At 72.0% G+C, this 18303-nt stretch carries 19 protein-coding genes; 10 read left to right on the top strand and 9 right to left on the bottom strand.

What is annotated here, in order from left to right; genetic code table 11:
• The first annotated feature begins 221 nt into the window (after positions 1-221).
• The 4 genes from nhaA (at position 222) to ACLJT4_RS06865 (ending at position 3373) form a co-directional block, all read left to right on the top strand.
• Positions 222-1574: a Na+/H+ antiporter NhaA gene (nhaA, locus tag ACLJT4_RS06880; RefSeq protein WP_411121694.1), complete on the top strand. Its 1353-nt coding sequence runs from the start codon at positions 222-224 to the stop codon at positions 1572-1574.
• A gap of 44 nt (positions 1575-1618) precedes the next feature.
• Positions 1619-2077 carry a phage holin family protein gene (locus tag ACLJT4_RS06875; protein ID WP_233660574.1) on the top strand — a complete coding sequence of 153 codons (459 nt, stop codon included), beginning with the start codon at positions 1619-1621 and terminating at the stop codon, positions 2075-2077.
• Positions 2074-3003, top strand: a complete 930-nt coding sequence (locus tag ACLJT4_RS06870) for an alpha/beta fold hydrolase (RefSeq protein WP_016573475.1) — start codon at positions 2074-2076, stop codon at positions 3001-3003. The genes ACLJT4_RS06875 and ACLJT4_RS06870 overlap by 4 nt, the downstream gene beginning before the upstream one ends.
• Positions 3004-3175: 172 nt before the next feature.
• Complete coding sequence (locus tag ACLJT4_RS06865) at positions 3176-3373, top strand: hypothetical protein (RefSeq protein ID WP_078487036.1); 198 nt, start codon at positions 3176-3178, stop codon at positions 3371-3373.
• Positions 3374-3449: 76 nt separating this feature from the next.
• On the opposite strand, the gene ACLJT4_RS06860 is transcribed toward ACLJT4_RS06865, so the two are convergent.
• The 3 genes from ACLJT4_RS06860 to nth form a co-directional block, all read right to left on the bottom strand.
• Complete coding sequence (locus ACLJT4_RS06860) at positions 3450-4649, bottom strand: MarP family serine protease (RefSeq protein WP_411121451.1); 1200 nt, start codon at positions 4647-4649, stop codon at positions 3450-3452.
• A 13-nt stretch (positions 4650-4662) separates the two neighbouring features.
• A complete protein-coding gene (locus tag ACLJT4_RS06855) occupies positions 4663-5388 on the bottom strand; it encodes an NUDIX hydrolase (protein ID WP_411121450.1) in 726 nt (241 codons plus the stop codon).
• A 67-nt stretch (positions 5389-5455) separates the two neighbouring features.
• Positions 5456-6427: an endonuclease III gene (gene nth / locus ACLJT4_RS06850; protein ID WP_411121449.1), complete on the bottom strand. Its 972-nt coding sequence runs from the start codon at positions 6425-6427 to the stop codon at positions 5456-5458.
• Positions 6428-6808: 381 nt separating this feature from the next.
• Here nth and ACLJT4_RS06845 point away from each other — a divergent pair, with 381 nt between their 5' ends.
• Positions 6809-7483, top strand: a complete 675-nt coding sequence (locus ACLJT4_RS06845) for a Crp/Fnr family transcriptional regulator (protein WP_003981529.1) — start codon at positions 6809-6811, stop codon at positions 7481-7483.
• Between the two features lie 133 nt (positions 7484-7616).
• Complete coding sequence (locus tag ACLJT4_RS06840) at positions 7617-8462, top strand: nucleotidyltransferase (RefSeq protein ID WP_411121447.1); 846 nt, start codon at positions 7617-7619, stop codon at positions 8460-8462.
• Positions 8463-8526: 64 nt separating this feature from the next.
• On the opposite strand, the gene ACLJT4_RS06835 is transcribed toward ACLJT4_RS06840, so the two are convergent.
• The 4 genes from ACLJT4_RS06835 to ACLJT4_RS06820 form a co-directional block, all read right to left on the bottom strand.
• Entirely contained in the window at positions 8527-9357 is an 831-nt protein-coding gene (locus tag ACLJT4_RS06835) for an MBL fold metallo-hydrolase (protein WP_016571824.1), read from the bottom strand.
• Positions 9354-10256: an NUDIX hydrolase gene (locus ACLJT4_RS06830; protein WP_411121446.1), complete on the bottom strand. Its 903-nt coding sequence runs from the start codon at positions 10254-10256 to the stop codon at positions 9354-9356. The genes ACLJT4_RS06835 and ACLJT4_RS06830 overlap by 4 nt, the downstream gene beginning before the upstream one ends.
• A 91-nt stretch (positions 10257-10347) precedes the next feature.
• Complete coding sequence (locus ACLJT4_RS06825) at positions 10348-10812, bottom strand: RidA family protein (protein WP_411121445.1); 465 nt, start codon at positions 10810-10812, stop codon at positions 10348-10350.
• Positions 10809-10967, bottom strand: a complete 159-nt coding sequence (locus ACLJT4_RS06820) for a DUF4177 domain-containing protein (RefSeq protein WP_003967454.1) — start codon at positions 10965-10967, stop codon at positions 10809-10811. The genes ACLJT4_RS06825 and ACLJT4_RS06820 overlap by 4 nt, the downstream gene beginning before the upstream one ends.
• Before the next feature lie 154 nt (positions 10968-11121).
• Here ACLJT4_RS06820 and ACLJT4_RS06815 point away from each other — a divergent pair, with 154 nt between their 5' ends.
• Together ACLJT4_RS06815 and ACLJT4_RS06810 are read left to right on the top strand one after the other, a co-directional pair.
• The gene (locus ACLJT4_RS06815) at positions 11122-12099 is read left to right on the top strand and encodes an ArsA family ATPase (protein WP_016571821.1); all 978 of its coding nucleotides are present in this window, start codon (positions 11122-11124) and stop codon (positions 12097-12099) included.
• A complete protein-coding gene (locus ACLJT4_RS06810; RefSeq protein WP_411121444.1) occupies positions 12096-13478 on the top strand; it encodes an ArsA family ATPase in 1383 nt (460 codons plus the stop codon). The genes ACLJT4_RS06815 and ACLJT4_RS06810 overlap by 4 nt, the downstream gene beginning before the upstream one ends.
• Before the next feature lie 54 nt (positions 13479-13532).
• Here the strand turns inward: ACLJT4_RS06810 and ACLJT4_RS06805 are convergent, their stop codons facing one another.
• Entirely contained in the window at positions 13533-13877 is a 345-nt protein-coding gene (locus ACLJT4_RS06805; protein WP_411121443.1) for a WhiB family transcriptional regulator, read from the bottom strand.
• Between the two features lie 380 nt (positions 13878-14257).
• On the opposite strand from ACLJT4_RS06805, the gene ACLJT4_RS06800 reads away from it, so the two are divergent.
• Complete coding sequence (locus ACLJT4_RS06800) at positions 14258-16429, top strand: transglycosylase domain-containing protein (RefSeq protein WP_411121442.1); 2172 nt, start codon at positions 14258-14260, stop codon at positions 16427-16429.
• A gap of 115 nt (positions 16430-16544) precedes the next feature.
• Here the strand turns inward: ACLJT4_RS06800 and ACLJT4_RS06795 are convergent, their stop codons facing one another.
• The gene (locus ACLJT4_RS06795; RefSeq protein WP_016571817.1) at positions 16545-17009 is read right to left on the bottom strand and encodes a GatB/YqeY domain-containing protein; all 465 of its coding nucleotides are present in this window, start codon (positions 17007-17009) and stop codon (positions 16545-16547) included.
• 159 nt (positions 17010-17168) lie between these two features.
• Here ACLJT4_RS06795 and ACLJT4_RS06790 point away from each other — a divergent pair, with 159 nt between their 5' ends.
• A complete protein-coding gene (locus ACLJT4_RS06790; protein WP_016571816.1) occupies positions 17169-18095 on the top strand; it encodes a metallophosphoesterase in 927 nt (308 codons plus the stop codon).
• The last annotated feature ends 208 nt before the right edge of the window (positions 18096-18303 follow it).

The following is an 18303-nucleotide window of genomic DNA, read 5'->3' as shown; positions in this document are numbered from 1 at the left end:
CGCGCCGCCCCGGCGGCCCAGTGCCCGAAATGCCCGTAACGTTAAGCCCACGCATCAACCCCTTGCACCCACCCGGTAGAGTTAAGGGCAGCGTCAATGAGGCGCTAAGAAACTCTGGGTGCGCCGGGAAGTCTGGTCGGCAACTGCTACAGCCGTTCTCAGCTGCCGGAGGTCATCGCGTGACTGCGCCCAGCAACCGCCGCTCCATATTCCTCGGCCGGATGCCGTTGCCGGAGCGAAACTTCATCGCCGACGCGTTGCGCACCGAAACCGTCGGCGGAGTTCTCCTCCTCGCCGCCGCCATCGCTGCCCTGATCTGGGCCAACACGCTCGGCGGCAGCTACGAGGCGGTCCGCGGCCTGCACCTCGGTCCGGCCTCGCTGGGCCTGGACCTCTCCCTCCAGCACTGGGCGGCCAACGGCCTGCTCGCGGTCTTCTTCTTCGTCGCCGGCATCGAGCTCAAGCGCGAACTGGTCGCCGGCGAGCTCCGCGACCCCAAGGCCGCCGCCCTCCCGGTGATCGCCGCGATCTGCGGCATGGCCACCCCCGCTCTGGTCTACTTCGCCGTCAACGCCACCGGCGGCGGCTCGCTCCAGGGCTGGGCGGTCCCCACCGCCACCGACATCGCCTTCGCGCTCGCCGTCCTCGCGGTCATCGGCACCTCCCTGCCGTCCGCGCTGCGCGCCTTCCTGCTGACCCTCGCCGTCGTCGACGACCTCTTCGCGATACTGATCATCGCGATCTTCTTCACCTCGAAGCTCAACTTCCTCGCCCTCGGCCTGGCCGTCGCCGGCCTGGTGCTCTTCTACGTGCTGCTGCGCGTGGGCGTCCGCGGCTGGTACGTCTACGTCCCCCTCGGCCTGGCGATCTGGGCCCTGATGGAGAACAGCGGCGTGCACGCCACCATCGCCGGCGTCGCCATGGGCCTGATGCTGCGCTGCCACCGCCGCGACGGCGAGCGGCAGTCCCCCGGTGAGCACATCGAGCACCTGGTCCGCCCGCTGTCGGCGGGGCTGGCGGTGCCGCTGTTCGCGCTCTTCTCCGCGGGGGTGTCCATCTCCGGCGGCGCGGTCCACGACGTCTTCACCCGGCCGGAGACGCTGGGCGTGGTCCTCGGCCTGATAGTGGGCAAGGCCGTGGGGATATTCGGCGGCACCTGGTGCACCGCCCGCTTCACCCGGGCCGAACTCAACCCCGATCTGAAGTGGCCGGACGTCTTCGGCGTGGCCGCGCTGGCCGGCATCGGCTTCACCGTCTCGCTGCTCATCGGCGAACTGGCCTTCGCCGGCGACCCGACACTGACCGACGAGATCAAGGCGTCGGTGCTGATCGGCTCGCTGCTCGCGGCCGTCTTCGCGGGCGTCCTCCTCAAGATCCGCAACAACAAGTACCGGCACCTGTGCGACGAGGAGGAGCGGGACGAGGACCAGGACGGCATCCCCGACATCTACGAACGGGACCAGCCCGCCTACCACCTGCGGATGGCGGCGATCCACGACGCGAAGGCCGCGGAACACCGCCGCCTTGCCGAAATGGCTGCCGACGCCGGCTCCGGCGACGATGGTCCGGCATGATCTGAGAGGCTTTGCATCCAGGCGAAGAGAAGAGGGAGACGGCGATGAGCGCAGCCGACGACGGTGCGGACCGCAGCCTCGGGCAGTTGGTGGCCACGGCGACCGCGGAGATGTCCGCGCTGGTGCACGACGAGATCGCACTGGCCAAGGCGGAACTGCGGCAGGACGCCAAGCGGGCCGGCATCGGCAGTGCCGCGTTCATCGTGGCGGGCGTGCTGGCGCTGTTCGCGCTGCCCGTGCTGAGTTTCGCGGCGGCCTACGGCATCCACAACCTCGGCCTCGGCCTCGCCTGGTCCTTCCTGATCGTGGGCGGCGCCTTCCTGGTGATCGCCGTGCTCCTGATCCTGATCGCGCTGGCCAAGATCAAGAAGATCAAGAAGCCGGAGAAGTCGATCGCCTCCGCCAAGGAGACCGCGGCCGTGCTGCAGAAGGCCCGGCCGCACCCGCGTCCGGCGGACTCGGACCACCCGGTCCTGGAGTCTGTGACACGCTCGTCGGTATGACAGCCCCTGACAGCACCGCCTCGGTCGTCCGGATCGGTCTCCCGGACGGCACCGAGGTGACGCACCGGGACGTCGCGGCCAACGGCGCCCGTTTCCACATCGCCGAGGTGGGCGACGGGCCCCTCGTGCTGCTGTTGCACGGCTTCCCGCAGTTCTGGTGGACCTGGCGCCACCAGCTGCCCGCACTGGCCGACGCGGGCTTCCGCGCGGTCGCCATGGACCTACGGGGCGTCGGCGGCAGCGACCGCACCCCGCGCGGCTACGACCCGGCGAACCTCGCCCTGGACATCACCGGCGTCATCCGCTCCCTGGGCGAGCCGGACGCCGCGCTGGTCGGCCACGACCTGGGCGGATACCTCGCCTGGACGGCCGCGGTGATGCGCCCCAAGCTGGTCCGCCGGCTCGCGGTGTCCTCGATGCCGCACCCGCGGCGCTGGCGGGCCGCGATGCTCGCCGACGTCCGCCGCAGCTCGCACATCTGGAGCTTCCAGCGACCCTGGCTGCCCGAGCGCGCGCTGACCGCGGACGACGGGGCCCTGGTGGGCCGCATGATCCGCGACTGGTCCGGTCCCCAGCTCCCCGCGGACGAGACCGTCGAGGTCTACCAGCGGGCGATGGCCATCCCCTCGACGGCCCACTGCTCGATCGAGCCGTACCGCTGGATGGTGCGCTCGATGGCCCGCCCCGACGGCCTCCAGTTCAACCGCCGGATGAAGCTGCCCGTCCGGGTGCCCACCCTGCACCTGCACGGCTCCGCGGACCCGGTGATGCGCACCCGCAGCGCCGCCGGCTCCGGCGAGTACGTGGAGGCCCCCTACCGCTGGCGGCTCTTCGACGGCCTGGGGCACTGGCCGCACGAGGAGGACCCGACGGCCTTCTCCACCGAGCTGATCAACTGGCTGAAGGACCCGGAACCGGACCGCTGAGGGCCCACGCCCCACACCCGGCACCCCGCCCCCACCGGCACCGCACGGCATCGGACCTGCCCCGCCCGTCACACGAACGTTCGTCTGACGAACAGCCAATTGCCTCCCGCATAGGCCGATTGGCCCTCTCCGGGGCGGTTACGGACCCCGGGCCACGGGCAGAGTCGAGGGTATGGGCTGGACGCACGACTACCGTGACGTGGCACGCAACCGCCGCAGCAGTGCCGCTGCAGTGGGCACGCAGGACAGGGGCACTCCGGATCTCGGATCCGGCGGGTCCCCCGACCCCGCGCACCCCATGGGCATCCCCCGCATCCTGCGCCGCAGAGCGCGTTGGATGAGCGCACGATTGCGCCATACCCGCAGCTGATCCCGCGCGACGTCCCCGCGGGCGCCGGGCCGCGTCCCGTCCCGCAGCGGAACGGTCAGCGGCCCCGCGCCCGGTCTCAGATCGCGCACCCCTGGGTGTCGGCCTGCTGGGTCGCGCTCCGCCCCCGGACGGCGTCCTGGCGGACCTCGTCGGCGGTCAGCGCGTAGCCGGTGTGGGCGTCGTCCCGCGACTTGGCGAAGACCACGCCGTAGACCTCACCCTGGGGCGTGAGCAGCGGACCGCCGGAGTTGCCTTCCCGGACCGTGGCGTAGAGCGAGTAGACGTCGCGGCCGACCGTGCCGCGGTGGTAGATGTCCGCGCCGTCGGCCTGGATGCGGCCGCGGATCCGGGCCGGGCGGACGTCGTACCCGCCGTTCTCCGGGAAGCCCGCGACGATGGCGCTCTTGCCGCTGCTCGCGTCCTTGTTGGCGAACTTCAGCTCCGGGGCGCGCAGTTGCGGGACGTCCAGCACGGCGATGTCGCGCTCCCAGTCGTAGAGCACGACCTTGGCGTTCACCGGCAGCCCCTCGCCGCCCACCTGGACCGTCGGGTCGCTGACGCCGCCGACGACGTGCGCGTTGGTCATCACCCGGTGCGGGGCGAAGACGAAGCCGGTGCCTTCGAGGATCTTGCCGCAGCCGGGCGCCCGTCCGACGATCTTGACGATGCTGCGCCGGGCGTCGGCCGCCACGGGACCGTTGGCCAGCGCCGGGTCCGGCGGGCGCACCGGCCGGATCGGCTCGTTGGCGAACGGCGTGAAGACCTGCGGGAAGCCGTTCTGGGCCAGCGCCGAGGAGAAGTCCGCGAACCAGGTGTTGGCCTGCGGCGGCATCACCTGGGACACCCCGAGCAGCACCTTGGAGTTGCGGACCTCCTTGCTGAGCGTCGGCAGCGACGTGCCGGCCAGCGCCGAGCCGATCAGCCAGGCGACCAGCAGCATCGCCAGGACGTTGACCAGCGCCCCGCCGGTGGCGTCGAGCGCCCGCGCCGGTGTCCAGGTGATGTGGCGGCGGAGCTTGTTGCCGAGGTGGGTGGTGAGCGCCTGCCCCACCGAGGCGCAGACGATCACGATGGCGACCGCCGCGATCACCGCGAAGGTGCCCGGTTTGGCGTCGTCGGTGACTCCGTTCCAGATCACCGGCAGGACGTAGACCGCGATCAGACCTCCCCCGAGGAAGCCGATCACGGACAGGATGCCGACGAGGAAGCCTTGCCGGTAACCGACGATCGCGAACCACACGGCCGCGATCAGCAGCAGGATGTCCAGGACGTTCACGCCGGACACCGTCTCACGAGCGCCAGTCGAGCGGGACCTGCTTGTCGCGGTCCCATGCGACTTCCCAGCCCGCGTAGTGCAGGATCCGGTCGATCACCCCGGCGGTGAAACCCCAGACCAGCGCGTCCTCGACGAGGAATGCGGGGCCGACGTGGCCACTGGGGTGACGGGTAGTGACCCGATGTGCCGGGTCCGTGAGATCCGCCACGGGAACGGTGAACACCCGGGCGGTCTCGCCCTGGTCCACCGCGCCCACCGGGCTCGGCTGCCGCCACCACCCCAGCACGGGCGTGACGACGAAGCCGCTGACGGGGATGTAGAGCCGCGGCAGCACCCCGAAGACCTGGACCCCACGGGGGTCGAGCCCGGTCTCCTCCTGGGCCTCCCGCAGCGCCGCGCGGACCGGCCCCGGGCCGTCCGGGTCGCCGTCCTGCGGATCGAGCGAGCCACCGGGGAAGGAGGGCTGTCCGGCGTGCGAGCGCAGGGTGCCGGCGCGCTCCATCAGGAGCAGTTCGGGCCCTCGGGCACCGTGCCCGAAGAGGATCAGGACGGCGGACTGCCGGCCGCCGTCCTCGGGCGGCAGGAACCGGCTGAGCTGGCGCGGCTCGATCGTGGCGGCCGCCCGGGCCACCGGAACCAACCACTCCGGCAGCCCCTCGGCCGTCACCTCGACCTCCCGCCCGGCCGTCGCCGGCCGGGCCTCGGCCGTCTCGCCGTACTGCTCCCGTGCACTCGTCATCCGCGCCCCCTTGAGGCTTACGTCGATGGTCGGGTCCCCCAGTGGAATCGCGCCCGCCGGTGCGGCCCTACGAGGCCGCCAGCGGGGCCGCGGGCCGCCCCGGATAGTCGGCCGGGGGCTTGAGCCGCTGCCCGGGCTGGCCGCCCAGCTCGTACTTGAGCAGCTTCTTCGCCTTCTCGGGGTCGGTCTCGCCCTCGCCGTACGCCGGGCACAGCGGGGCGATGGGACAGGCCCCGCAGGCGGGCTTGCGGGAGTGGCAGACCCGACGGCCGTGGAAGACCACCCGGTGCGAGAGCATCGTCCAGTCGCTCTTGGGGAAGATCTCGGCGACGTCCGCCTCGACCTTCTCGGCGTCCTGCGCGGTCGTCCAGCCGAAGCGTCGGGCCAGCCGGCCGAAGTGGGTGTCCACGGTGATGCCGGGGACGCCGAAGGCGTTGCCGAGCACGACGTTGGCCGTCTTGCGGCCGACGCCGGGGAGCGTGACGAGGTCCTCCAGGCGGCCGGGCACCTCGCCGTCGAAGCGGTCGCGCAGGGCGGTGGACAGGCCGATCAGGGACTTCGCCTTGGCCCGGAAGAAACCGGTGGGGCGGATCAGCTCCTCCAGCTGCTCCGGCGGGATCGCGGCCATGTCCTCGGGCGTGGGGCAGGCCGCGAAGAGCCGGGGGGTGGTCTGGTTGACCCGCAGGTCGGTGGTCTGCGCGGAGAGGACCGTGGCGACCAGCAGCTCGAAGGGGTTGGTGAAGTCCAGCTCCGGGTGGGCGTACGGGTACAGCTCGGCCAGCTCGCGGTTGATCCGGCGGGCCCGACGCACCATGGCGACCCGGGACTCGGGCTTGCGGGCCGGGGCCGCCTTCTGGGCGGGCGCCTCGGCCTTGGTGGCCGCCGTGCGCTTGGTGGCGGCCGCCTTCTTGGCCGCCGGTGCCCGCTTCGCGGTGGTGGTCTTCTTCGCCGCGGTGGTCGTCGTCGGCGCGGCCGTCTTCGTCGCGGTCTTCTTGGTCGTGGTCTTCTTCGCAGCCGGCTTCGCGGGGGTCTCGTTCACGCCGCCTCCTTCGCACCGGGACGCGACGCGCCGGTTGCGGGCGCCATCGGCTTCCGCCCGGCCGTCACCCTGGGGGACGATTTGTTACTTTTGTCGGACTCCGAGGCGCCTGCGGGCAGCTGTTCGCCCACAGCGGAATCGCGCCCTGCGCTCACTCTGTCGGCCCCCAGTCCTCTGCTCTCACCGGCGTATTGGACACTCGGCCAGACTAAGGCCACCCACTGACATCCGACTCGATCACCGGGATTCGTGACCCCAATCGGCCCCCTGCCGTAGGGCTCGGGCCACGGGTCCGGCAAACTTGTGATTGATCGCACTGTTTTGCATTCCGGCATGATGGGGACCACAGTCCTCCGGAGCATGTCGACAAGGAGAGAACTCGTGGACGACGTTCTGCGGCGCGCCCCGCTCTTCGCGGCGCTCGACGACGAGCAGGCGGCCGAGCTTCGCGCCTCGATGGGAGAGGTCACGCTCGCCCGCGGCGACGCCCTGTTCCACGAAGGGGACCCGGGCGACCGCCTGTACGTGGTCACCGAGGGCAAGGTGAAGCTGCACCGCACCTCACCCGACGGCCGCGAGAACATGCTGGCCGTCCTCGGCCCCGGCGAGCTCATCGGCGAACTGTCCCTCTTCGACCCGGGACCGCGCACGGCCACTGCCACCGCGCTCACCGAGGTCAAGCTGCTCGGCCTGGGCCACGGCGACCTCCAGCCCTGGCTGAACGCCCGCCCCGAGGTGGCCACCGCCCTGCTGCGCGCGGTCGCCCGCCGCCTGCGCAAGACCAACGACCAGATGTCCGACCTGGTCTTCTCGGACGTCCCGGGCCGGGTGGCACGCGCCCTCCTGGACCTGTCGCGCCGCTTCGGCGTGCAGTCCGAGGAAGGCATCCACGTCGTGCACGACCTCACTCAGGAGGAGCTGGCCCAGCTGGTCGGCGCCTCCCGGGAGACGGTCAACAAGGCGCTCGCGGACTTCGCCGGCCGCGGCTGGCTGCGCCTGGAGGCGCGCGCCGTGATCCTGCTGGACGTCGAGCGGCTGGCCAAGCGCTCGCGCTGACGTCCCGCGCCCCTCGCGACGCCCCAAGGGCCCCGCTCCGGCGGGGCCCTTGTCGTACCCGCTGCCGTACCCGCGCGGCGGCCGTCGACAAATGGCTCGCGGCCCGCCATCGCGCCGCCCCATAGTGGGCGCCATGAAAACCGGCGGGGAATCCCGGGGCAAGGGCCTCGACCAGGACGGCTGCTTCGTTCGGGAGGGTTCCCTGGTGCGCGTGCCCGCGGCGTTCGCGCCCGTCGTGGCGGGGCTGACCGCCCGACTGGCCACCCACTTTCCCCCCGACCGGCTGCTGAGCAGCTACCTCTACGGGAGCATCCCGCGCGGCACCGCCGTCCCCGGGGTGTCCGACCTCGACGCGCTGCTCGTCCTGCGTACGGGCACCGCCGACGAACCCACGGGGACCGACCGGGCCGCGGCCCGGGCCGTGGAGGCGGAGCTGGACGCCGCCTTCCCGCAGATCGACGGCGCCGGGATCCTGCTGATCACCGAGGGCCGGCTGCTCGGCGCGCCGGAGCGGTACGACATGGCGTGGTTCGTGGCCTGTCTGTGCACGCCGCTCGGCGGGCCGGACGTGACGGCGGCGCTGCCCCGTTACCGACCCACCTCGCTGCTCGCCCGGGAGACCAACGGCGACCTGCACCGACACCTACCGGGGATGCGCGAGCGGGCCGCCGCGGCCACCACCCAGGAGGAGCTCACCCGACTGACCCGCGGGATGACGCGCAAGCTCGTCCGCACCGGGTTCACCCTGGTCATGCCGCGTTGGGGCGGCTGGACCAGCGACCTCGTCGAGTCCGCCGAGGTGTTCGGGCAGTACTACCCGGCGCACGCCGAGCGGATGCGCATGGCGGCGCGCGCCGCCCGGCACCCCGCCGTGTACCCCGAGCTGCTCGACGACCTGCTGACCGGGCTCGCCCCGTGGCTGGCCGACGAGTACCTGGCCGTCCACGGGGCGAAGGCGCTCCCGCCCCAAGGGCCCTGACGGCCCCGTAGCGGCCCTGGACGGCCCGCCGGGCCCGTTGGGTCGGGGCGGGGGCCGTTCGGCCCTAGATCAGCCCGTGCTCGCCCAGGTAGTCCAACTGCGCCCGCACCGACAGCTCGGCCGCCGGCCACAAGGAGCGGTCGACGTCCGCGTAGACGCTGGCCACGACCTCGCCGGGGGTGCGGTGGCCGGCCTCCACCGCGGTCTCCACCTGGGCCAGCCGGTGGGCCCGGTGCGCCAGGTAGAACTCCACCGCCCCCTGGGCGTCGTTCAGCACCGGCCCGTGGCCCGGCAGGACCGTGGCGACCCCGTCGTCCACGGCGAGGGAGCGCAGCCGGCGCAGCGAGTCGAGGTAGTCGCCGAGCCGTCCGTCGGGGTGCGCGACCACCGTGGTGCCGCGCCCGAGGATCGTGTCGCCCGTCAGGACCGCCCGGTCAGCGGGCAGGTGGAAGCAGAGCGAGTCCGCGGTGTGCCCAGGGGTGGGCACCACCCGCAGCTCCAGGCCGCCGGTGGTGATGACGTCGCCCGCGCCGAGCCCCTCGTCCCCCAGGCGCAGCGCCGGGTCCAACGCCCTCACGGGGGTGCCGGTCAGTTCGGCGAACCGGGCCGCCCCGTCGGCGTGGTCGGGGTGCCCGTGGGTGAGCAGGGTCAGGGCGATCCGCTGCCCGGCCCGTTCCGCGGTGGCGATGACGGCTCGGAGGTGGTCCTCGTCGAGCGGTCCGGGGTCGATGACGACGGCCAGGTCGGAGCCCGGCTCGGCGACGATCCAGGTGTTGGTGCCGTCCAGCGTCATCGGGGACGGGTTCGGGGCCAGGACGCAGTGGGCGCGCGCGGTGGCCGGCCCCGTGAGGACCCCGCCGCGGGGCTGGCCGGGGAGGGCGGCTGCTTCGGTCATGCGGAGGGACCTCCCGAACGCCCGGCGGGGCCCTCGTCCGTCGCGATGTGCTTGGTGAACTCGTCGTGGCCCGGCCAGCTCAGCACGATCTCGCCGTCCACCAGGTGCGCGCGGGCCAGCACCGGCGTCAGGTCCTGCGCCCCGGCTCCGGCCAGCGCCTCGGCGACGCCGGCGTACGGCTGGAGGGAGCGCAACGTGGAGATGGTCGGCGGCATCATCAGCAGCTCCCCGCGGTCGTAGCCGGCCGCGGCCTCCTCCGGGCGGATCCACACCGTCCGGTCCGCCTCCGTGGAGACGTTGAGGGCGCGCTGTCCCGCGGGCAGCGCGGCGACGAAGAAGAACGTGTCGTAGCGGCGCGGTTCGAACTCCGGGGTGATCCAGCGCGCCCAGGCGGCCAGCAGGTCGGAGCGGAGCAGCAGGCCGCGGCGGGCCAGGAAGTCGGCGAAGGACAGCTCGTGGGCGACCAGCGCCGCCCGGTCCGCGGCCCACTCCTCGCCGTTGGTGTCCGCGACGACGGTGGTGGCGGAGTCGCCGGCGAGCAGCACCCCGGACTCCTCGAACGTCTCGCGCACCGCGGCGCAGACGATGGCCTGCGCGGTGGACGGGTCGACGCCCAACCGCACCGCCCATTCGGTGCGCGAGGGCCCGGCCCACCCCATGGGCCGTTCGTCCCGGGGATCGACGGAACCGCCCGGATACGCGTACGCGCCTCCGGCGAAGGCCATGGAGGCGCGTCTGCGCAGCATGTGGACGGCGGGACCGCCGTGGTCGGTGTCCCGCAGCAGCAGGACCGTCGCGGCCCGCCGGGGCGCGGACGGCGTCAGTTCGCCGTTCGTCAGGGCCCGGATGCGGGCCGGCCATTCCGGCGGATACCACTGGCCATTCGTCGTCGACGCCATGGCCGGATGCTATGCGCTCGCGTGCGGATGTTCGAGGGGCCCTCCGCGGGGACGGCCCGATCCGGACGCGAGCGCAACCATGCGCGGACCGTCAGTCGGCGATCTCGACCTGGATCTCGACCTCGACCGGGGCGTCGATCGGCAGGACCGCCACGCCGACGGCGGAGCGGGCGTGCACGCCCTTGTCGCCCAGGATCTCGCCGAGCAGCTCGCTGGCGCCGTTGACGACGCCCGGCTGGCCGGTGAAGTCCGGCGCGGACGCCACGAAACCGACGACCTTCACGACCCGCACGATCTTGTCGAGGTCACCGGTGACGGACTTCACGGCGGCCAGCGCGTTGAGCGCGCAGACCGCGGCGAGTTCCTTGGCCTGCTCCGGGCTGACCTCGGCACCGACCTTGCCGGTGACCGGCAGCGCGCCGTCCACCATCGGCAGTTGGCCGGAGGTGTGGACGTACGCGCCGGAGCGGACCGCGGGCTGGTAGGCGGCCAGCGGCGGCACGACCTCCGGCAGCTTCAGGCCGAGCGCCGCGATCTTCTCCTCTACGGCGCTCACGCCTTCTCCCGCTTCAGGTAGGCCACCAACTGCTCGGGGTTGTTCGGGCCCGGCACGACCTGGACCAGCTCCCAGCCGTCCTCGCCCCAGGTGTCCAGAATCTGCTTCGTCGCGTGCACGAGCAGCGGCACGGTCGCGTATTCCCACTTGGTCATGGGGCGAGCGTAATGCCTGTCCCGGGGGCCGGGGGGTCCACGACCCCTAGGGCCGATCCCCGACGCCGTCCCTGACCTCGCGCGGGCGGATCTCCGGGTGCTCCCAGGCGTATCCCGTGCGTACGCGGGACGCGGACTGGTTAGGCTCCTTGGCGTGAGCAGGCTCCATGTCGTCAGCGGCAAGGGCGGCACCGGCAAGACCACGGTCGCCGCTGCCCTTGCCCTCGCCCTGGCCACCGAAGGGCGCCGCACCCTCCTGGTCGAGGTCGAGGGCCGGCAGGGCATCGCCCAGCTGTTCGAGACCGAAGCGCTTCCCTACGAGGAGCGCAAGATCGCGGTGGCCCCCGGGGGCGGTGAGGTGCACGCCCTGGCCATCGACGCCGAGCGCGCCCTGCTGGACTACCTCCAGATGTTCTACAAGCTCGGCAGCGCCGGCCGGGCCCTGAAGAAGCTCGGCGCGATCGACTTCGCCACCACCATCGCCCCCGGCCTGCGGGACGTCCTGCTGACCGGCAAGGCGTGCGAAGCCGTCCGCCGCAAGGACAAGAGCGGCGCGTTCGTCTACGACGCGGTCGTGATGGACGCCCCGCCGACCGGCCGCGTCACCCGCTTCCTCAACGTCAACGACGAGGTCGCCGGCCTGGCCAAGATCGGCCCGATCCACAATCAGGCGCAGGCCGTGATGCGCGTCCTGAAGTCCCCCGAGACGGCGGTGCACCTGGTGACGCTCCTGGAGGAGATGCCCGTCCAGGAGACCGCCGACGGCATCGCCGAACTGCGCGCCGCCGGCATCCCGGTGGGCGGCGTCGTCATCAACATGACCCGCCCCGCGCTGCTGGACAACGGCGATCTGGAGGTCGCCGCCCGCGGTGCCCGCACCGGCATCGCCAAGGCGCTCTCCCAGGCCGGGCTGGGCGGCGCCCGCCGTGGCGGCCTCGCGGAGCGCCTCATCGACCCCCTGCTGGAGCAGGCGCGCGAGCACGCCGAGCGGGTCGAGCTGGAGCGCACCCAGCACGCCGCGCTCACCGACCTCGGCCTGCCCACCTACGAGCTGGGGTTGCTCCCCGAGGGAGTGGACCTCGCCGGGCTCTACGGCCTGGCCAGAGACCTGCGGAAACAGGGGCCCATATGACCTCGGACGACACGACGCTGGACGCCTCGGCCCCGTGGCTGGAGGTCGACGCCCTGATCGACGACCCGCGCACCCGCATCGTGGTGTGCTGCGGCTCGGGCGGCGTCGGCAAGACGACCACCGCCGCGGCGCTGGGGGTGCGCGCCGCCGAGCGCGGTCGCAAGGTCGTGGTGCTGACCATCGACCCGGCCCGCCGCCTCGCGCAGTCGATGGGCATCTCCGAGCTCGACAACGTCCCCCGCCAGGTCAAGGGCGTCGACGAGAGTGCCGGCGGCGAACTCCACGCGATGATGCTGGACATGAAGCGCACCTTCGACGAGATCGTCGAGGGCCACGCGGACGCCGAGCGGGCCCGCGCCATCCTGGAGAACCCCTTCTACCAGTCCCTGTCTGCCGGTTTCGCCGGTACGCAGGAGTACATGGCGATGGAGAAGCTCGGCCAGCTCCGCGCCGGCGACGCGTGGGACCTGATCGTCGTGGACACCCCGCCGAGCCGCTCGGCGCTCGACTTCCTGGACGCGCCCAAGCGGCTGGGGTCCTTCCTGGACGGCAAGTTCATCCGGGTCCTGATGGCGCCGGCCAAGGTCGGCGGGCGGGCCGGCATGAAGTTCCTCAACGTCGGCATGTCGATGATGACCGGCACCCTCAGCAAGCTCATGGGCGGCCAACTCCTGCGCGACGTGCAGACGTTCGTGGCCGCGATGGACACCATGTTCGGCGGTTTCCGCACCCGCGCGGACGCCACCTACCGACTACTCCAGGCGCCCGGCACGGCGTTCTTGGTGGTCGCCGCGCCGGAGCGGGACGCGCTGCGCGAGGCGGCGTACTTCGTCGAGCGGCTGGCCGCCGAACAGATGCCGCTGGCCGGGCTGGTGCTCAACCGCGTGCACGGCAGCGGCGCGGCCCAGCTCAGCGCCGAGCGGGCGCTGGCCGCGGCGGAAGCGCTGACGGAGGGCCTTCCCGACCGCGTCCCGGAGGACGAGGCGGCCGCATCGGGGGCGGACGACGACGCCAACTCGCCGTCCCGTGACGGCGGTTCACCGTCCGTGGAAAATCTTGAGCCGGCCGGCATTGTCGATCTAGCCGACGGGAAGACTGGATCACGTACCCCCGGTGGCTCCTCCCCCGCCGCCGCGGCGGAGCACGCGACATCCCCTTCGGCCCCGACGGCGCAACTCGCCGCCGGCCTGCTGCGACTGCACGCCGAACGCATGCAGGTCCTGGCACGCGAACGGCGCACCCGTGACCGCTTCACCGCACTGCACCCCGAGGTGCCGGTGACGGAGGTCGGTGCGCTGCCCGGTGACGTCCACGACCTCGCGGGCCTGCGCACGATCGGCGACCGCCTGGCGCTGCGCCCCGGCGAGACCGAGGTCTGACCGACGGCTGGCCGACCACTGATGAACGGACGGCCGCCGCACGGCGAACGGGCGCTACCCGACCGCCGCGTACTCGTCGTCGAACGCGTCGTCCGAGCAGTCCACCGGCAACAGGTCCGTGCTGCGCTCGTATTCCGTACGCGCCGTCTCCAACAGGCGTCGCCATGACGTGACCGTCGGCCGGCGGCGCAGCAGCGCCCTCCGCTCGCGTTCCGTCATCCCGCCCCACACACCGAACTCCACCCGGTTGTCCAGGGCGTCGGCCAGGCACTCCGTACGCACCGGACAACCGGTGCACACCGCCTTGGCGCGGTTCTGCGCCGCCCCTTGAACGAACAGTTCATCCGGATCGGTAGTGCGGCATGCTGCCTGTGCACTCCAGTCGGTTACCCAGCCCATGCTGGCGCCGTCCTCTCCCGAATCGAGGCTCCCCCACGGCGGCAAACGGCATATTCACCGTTGCCAGTTGAGGACGTTACGGAAGCCGGGCAGGGCGCAACACCCCCTTCGGGCCCAATCTTGAATGGCCCGAACGGACTATGCGTACGCGGCAGATCACCCAACGGAGTGACCGTGCGACATACGTCACTTCCCTCCCAAGCGGGACAGTTCGCTGTAGTGGCAAGGGATTTCTGGCACACAGCGGGCATGTGGGACGGCACCCACGCCGGGAGGAGGGCTTGACGTACTCAGGCGAAACCGTTCAGCTGCGGCAGGTGAGAACAGGCTAAACGAACAGGTGCGCCCCTGTCCGGCGAATGAGAACGTAGGCTTCGCCCATGGCTAAGAAGCGCGAGGGCGGGGGTCCGACCAGGACCCAGCAGGCCGCCAAGTTCCTCGGTGTCAGCGTCCTTGCCGGAGCCGTCCTGGCCGGGATCGCGCTTCCGGCGGCCGGAGCGTTGGGGCTGGCGGCCAAGACGTCCGTCGAGGGCTTCGACGACATCCCGGCCAACCTCAGGACCCCGCCGCTCAGCCAGCGCACCACCATCCTCGACTCCGACGGCGGGGAGATCGCGTCGGTCTACTCCCGCGACCGCACCGTCGTCGGCCTCAAGGACATGTCGCCGTACGTCCAGCAGGCGATCGTGGCCATCGAGGACGCCCGCTTCTACACGCACGGCGCGATCGACCTCAAGGGCATCCTGCGCGCGGTCAACAAGAACGCCCAGTCGGGCGGCGTCTCCCAGGGCGCGTCGACCCTGACCCAGCAGTACGTGAAGAACGTCTTCGTCGAGGAGGCGGGCGACGACCCGGACAAGGTCGCGCAGGCCACCCAGCAGACGCTCGGCCGCAAGGTCAAGGAGCTGAAGTACGCGATCAAGCTGGAGGAGAAGCTCGGCAAGCGCAAGATCCTCCAGAACTACCTCAACATCACCTTCTTCGGCGAGCAGGCGTACGGCGTCGAGTCCGCCGCCCAGCGCTACTTCAGCAAGTCCGCCAAGGACCTGAGCCTGGGGGAGTCGGCGCTGCTCGCCGGCATCGTCCAGTCCCCGACGCGGTACGACCCGGTCAACCACCCGCAGGCGGCGACGGAGCGTCGCAACACCGTGCTGCGGCGGATGGCCGACCTGAAGGACGTCACCCGGGCCCAGGCCGACGCGGCCGCCGCCCAGCCGATCAAGCTGAAGGTCAGCCGCCCGCAGAACGGCTGCATCACCTCCACCGACGGCGCCGGCTTCTTCTGCGACTACGTCCGCGAGGTGCTGCTGAACGACAAGACGTTCGGCGCGACCCGCGAGATCCGTTCCAAGCGCTGGATGCAGGGCGGCCTGACCGTCCGCACCACTCTGGACCGGCAGACCCAGAAGTCCATCCAGGCGTCGCTGAGCAAGCACGTCTACGCGGACGACCCGGTCGCCGGCGCCGCCGCGGTCGTCCAGCCGGGCACCGGCAAGATCCTCGGCATGGGCCAGTCCCGCCCGTACGGCTTCGGCACCAACCAGACCCAGATCAACCTCTCGGTCGACCGCAAGATGGGCGGCGGCGCCGGCTACCAGCCCGGCTCGACGTTCAAGCCGATCATCGCGGCGGCCGCCCTGGAGCAGGGCATCAGCCCGTACCAGCAGTACTCCTCACCGTTCAAGATGGCGTACCCGACGCCGGTCCAGACCTGCGACGGCCAGTGGAGCGACCACGACACCGTCCAGAACGAGGACCCCAAGGAAGTCGGCCCGTACGCCATGAAGGAGGCGACCGCGAAGTCGGTCAACACCTACTACGTGCAGCTGATCAGCGACATGGGCATCTGCCCGGCGGTCACCATGGCCCAGAAGATGGGCATCCAGCGGGCCGACGGCGAGCCCATGAAGCAGGTGCCCTCCATGGCGCTCGGCGGCCAGGAGATGTCCCCGCTGACCATGGCCACGGCCTACGCCACCTTCGCCGACGAGGGCACCTACTGCTCCCCCGTCGCGATCGAGTCGATCACCGACGCGCAGGGCAAGGCGCTGAACGTCCCCAAGAGCAACTGCCGCAGCGCGATGTCCAAGAAGACCGCGGACACCGTGAACGCGCTCCTCAAGGGCGTCGTCGAGGACGGCACCGGCAAGGAGGCCGGCCTCAAGGGGCGGGACAGCGCCGGCAAGACCGGCACCACGGACAGCCGCTACGCCGCCTGGTTCGTCGGCTACACCCCGAACGCCGCCGGCGCGGTCTGGGTCGGCGACCCCCGCCACCAGCGGCAGATGTACAACATCACCATCGGCGGCGTACCGCACGACAAGGTCTACGGCGCCGACACCCCCGGCCCGATCTGGCGCGACCTGATGGGCGGCGCGCTGGACGGTCGGCCGGCCCCGGCGCTGCCGACCGTCCAGATCGACGGCCCCAAGGACAAGGGCAACGACGGCAACAAGGGCAAGCCGAAGCCCCCGCAGAAGCCGAAGCCCGGCGGCGGCTGGCACATCCCCGGCTTCCCCGACATCCTGGGCGGCGGGAACGGCGGCTGGTGATCCACCGGCCCGCCTGACCACCGGCGCGGCACGCGAAAGGGGCGCCCTCCCAACGGGGGGCGCCCCTTCGACGTGCGTGCGACGACCGGCCGGGGCCGGGCCGTCGCGTACGGCCTCAGCCGGCCAGCAGCTTCTTCACCATCGCGGCGACCCGGCCGCCGTCGGCGCGGCCCGCCACCTTCGGGTTGACGATCTTCATCACGGCGCCCATGGCCTTCGGGCCCTCGGCCCCGGCCCCGGTGGCCTCCGCCACCGCCGCGGCGACCAGCGACTCCAACTCGTCGTCGGTCAGCGGCTTGGGCAGGTACTCGGCGAGCACCTCGCCCTCGGCGCGCTCGCGCTCGGCCTGCTCGGCCCGACCGCCCTTGTCGAACGCCTCGGCGGCCTCGCGGCGCTTCTTCGCCTCCCGCGCGACGATCTTCTCGACCTCGCCGTCGGACAGCTCGCGCGCCTCGGTGCCCGCCACCTCCTCCTTCTGGAGCGCGGTCAGCGTCAGACGGAGGGTGGCGGAACGCAGCTCGTCGCGCGCCTTGATCGCGGCGGTGAGGTCGTCCTTGAGCTTGGCCTTGAGCGTGGTCATGACCTTGAGTATGCCCCCACCCGCCGACAACCGTCGCGCCTTTTCCGCCGCGCGCCCGGCCCGGGTCACGCGTCCTCGCGCCAGGGGGTCGCCGGACCGCTTGAACCAAGATCGCATCGGCCCTGCCCGCCGCCGTCCCCACTCTGCAACCATGGACCCATGCGCGCGCGATACGGAGTTCCCCTGTCCCTTGCCGCGGTCGGCGCGGCCGGCCTGGCCTACGCCGCCGGCTTCGAAGTCCGCTCCTTCCGCCTGCGGCGCGTCACCGTGCCCGTACTGCCCCGCGGCATGCGGCCGTTGCGCGTCCTGCAGGTGTCCGACATCCACATGGTCAGCGGGCAGCGCAAGAAACAGCGCTGGCTCCAGTCGCTCGCCGGGCTCCGCCCCGACTTCGTCGTCAACACCGGCGACAACCTCTCCGACCCCGAGGGCGTCCCGGAGGCCCTGGACGCCCTGGGCCCGCTGATGGACTTCCCCGGCGCCTACGTCTTCGGCTCCAACGACTACTACGGCCCGCGGCTGCGGAACCCCGCCCGCTACCTGTTCGAGAAGGTCCAGGGCCGGCACGGCCTGAACGGCAACGCCCCGGCCGTCGGCGTCGTCCACAACCCGTGGGAGGACCTCCGCGACGCCTTCGACGCGGCCGGCTGGGTCAACCTCACCAACGCCCGCGGCCACCTGAAGCTGGACGGCGCACAGATCGCACTGACCGGCCTGGACGATCCGCACATCAAGCGCGACCGCTACGCCGAGGTCGCCGGCGGCCCGGAAGCCGACGCCGACCTCTCCGTGGCCGTCGTCCACGCCCCGTACCTGCGGTCCCTGGACGCCTTCACCGCCGACGGCTACCCGTTGGTCCTGGCCGGCCACACGCACGGCGGCCAGCTCTGCGTCCCCTTCTACGGCGCCCTCGTCACCAACTGCGACATCGACACCCAGCGTGCCAAGGGCCTCTCGACCCACACCGCCGACGGCCGGACCTCCTATCTCCACGTCTCGGCCGGCTGCGGCACCAACCGCTACACCCCCGTCCGCTTCGCCTGCCCGCCGGAGGCCACCCTCCTGACGCTGACGGCGCGCGACTGACCCACCTGCGCACCCCGGCCCCCGTCCCCGCACCCAGGGTCGGGGGCCGCGCGCGTTCCGGACGGGCCCACCGGTGCCCCGGACCCGGATTCACGCCCCAATTCGGCGTGACCTGCGTCACTTACCCCCCTCCGGCGCCCCCCGACGCCTCACTGGCCCCCCGAAGCCCCCTCCGCACCTTCCGATAAAACCGCAGGTCAGAGCGGTT

Source organism: Streptomyces sp. x-19, from assembly GCF_046549115.1.
Classification (GTDB): domain Bacteria; phylum Actinomycetota; class Actinomycetes; order Streptomycetales; family Streptomycetaceae; genus Streptomyces; species Streptomyces albulus_C.
Note: the sequence above shows the minus strand (reverse complement) of the source record. Positions and strands in the feature narration are given on the sequence as shown.

What these genes read in the sequence shown, in the direction of transcription:
- nhaA (WP_411121694.1), top strand. Translation starts at nt 222, where the DNA reads ATGCCGTTGCCGGAGCGAAACTTCATCGCCGACGCGTTGCGCACCGAA.
- ACLJT4_RS06875 (WP_233660574.1), top strand. Translation starts at nt 1,619, where the DNA reads ATGAGCGCAGCCGACGACGGTGCGGACCGCAGCCTCGGGCAGTTGGTG.
- ACLJT4_RS06870 (WP_016573475.1), top strand. Translation starts at nt 2,074, where the DNA reads ATGACAGCCCCTGACAGCACCGCCTCGGTCGTCCGGATCGGTCTCCCG.
- ACLJT4_RS06865 (WP_078487036.1), top strand. Translation starts at nt 3,176, where the DNA reads ATGGGCTGGACGCACGACTACCGTGACGTGGCACGCAACCGCCGCAGC.
- ACLJT4_RS06855 (WP_411121450.1), bottom strand. Translation starts at nt 5,388, where the DNA reads ATGACGAGTGCACGGGAGCAGTACGGCGAGACGGCCGAGGCCCGGCCG.
- ACLJT4_RS06840 (WP_411121447.1), top strand. Translation starts at nt 7,617, where the DNA reads ATGAAAACCGGCGGGGAATCCCGGGGCAAGGGCCTCGACCAGGACGGC.
- ACLJT4_RS06835 (WP_016571824.1), bottom strand. Translation starts at nt 9,357, where the DNA reads ATGACCGAAGCAGCCGCCCTCCCCGGCCAGCCCCGCGGCGGGGTCCTC.
- ACLJT4_RS06830 (WP_411121446.1), bottom strand. Translation starts at nt 10,256, where the DNA reads ATGGCGTCGACGACGAATGGCCAGTGGTATCCGCCGGAATGGCCGGCC.
- ACLJT4_RS06820 (WP_003967454.1), bottom strand. Translation starts at nt 10,967, where the DNA reads ATGACCAAGTGGGAATACGCGACCGTGCCGCTGCTCGTGCACGCGACG.
- ACLJT4_RS06810 (WP_411121444.1), top strand. Translation starts at nt 12,096, where the DNA reads ATGACCTCGGACGACACGACGCTGGACGCCTCGGCCCCGTGGCTGGAG.
- ACLJT4_RS06805 (WP_411121443.1), bottom strand. Translation starts at nt 13,877, where the DNA reads ATGGGCTGGGTAACCGACTGGAGTGCACAGGCAGCATGCCGCACTACC.
- ACLJT4_RS06800 (WP_411121442.1), top strand. Translation starts at nt 14,258, where the DNA reads ATGGCTAAGAAGCGCGAGGGCGGGGGTCCGACCAGGACCCAGCAGGCC.
- ACLJT4_RS06795 (WP_016571817.1), bottom strand. Translation starts at nt 17,009, where the DNA reads ATGACCACGCTCAAGGCCAAGCTCAAGGACGACCTCACCGCCGCGATC.
- ACLJT4_RS06790 (WP_016571816.1), top strand. Translation starts at nt 17,169, where the DNA reads ATGCGCGCGCGATACGGAGTTCCCCTGTCCCTTGCCGCGGTCGGCGCG.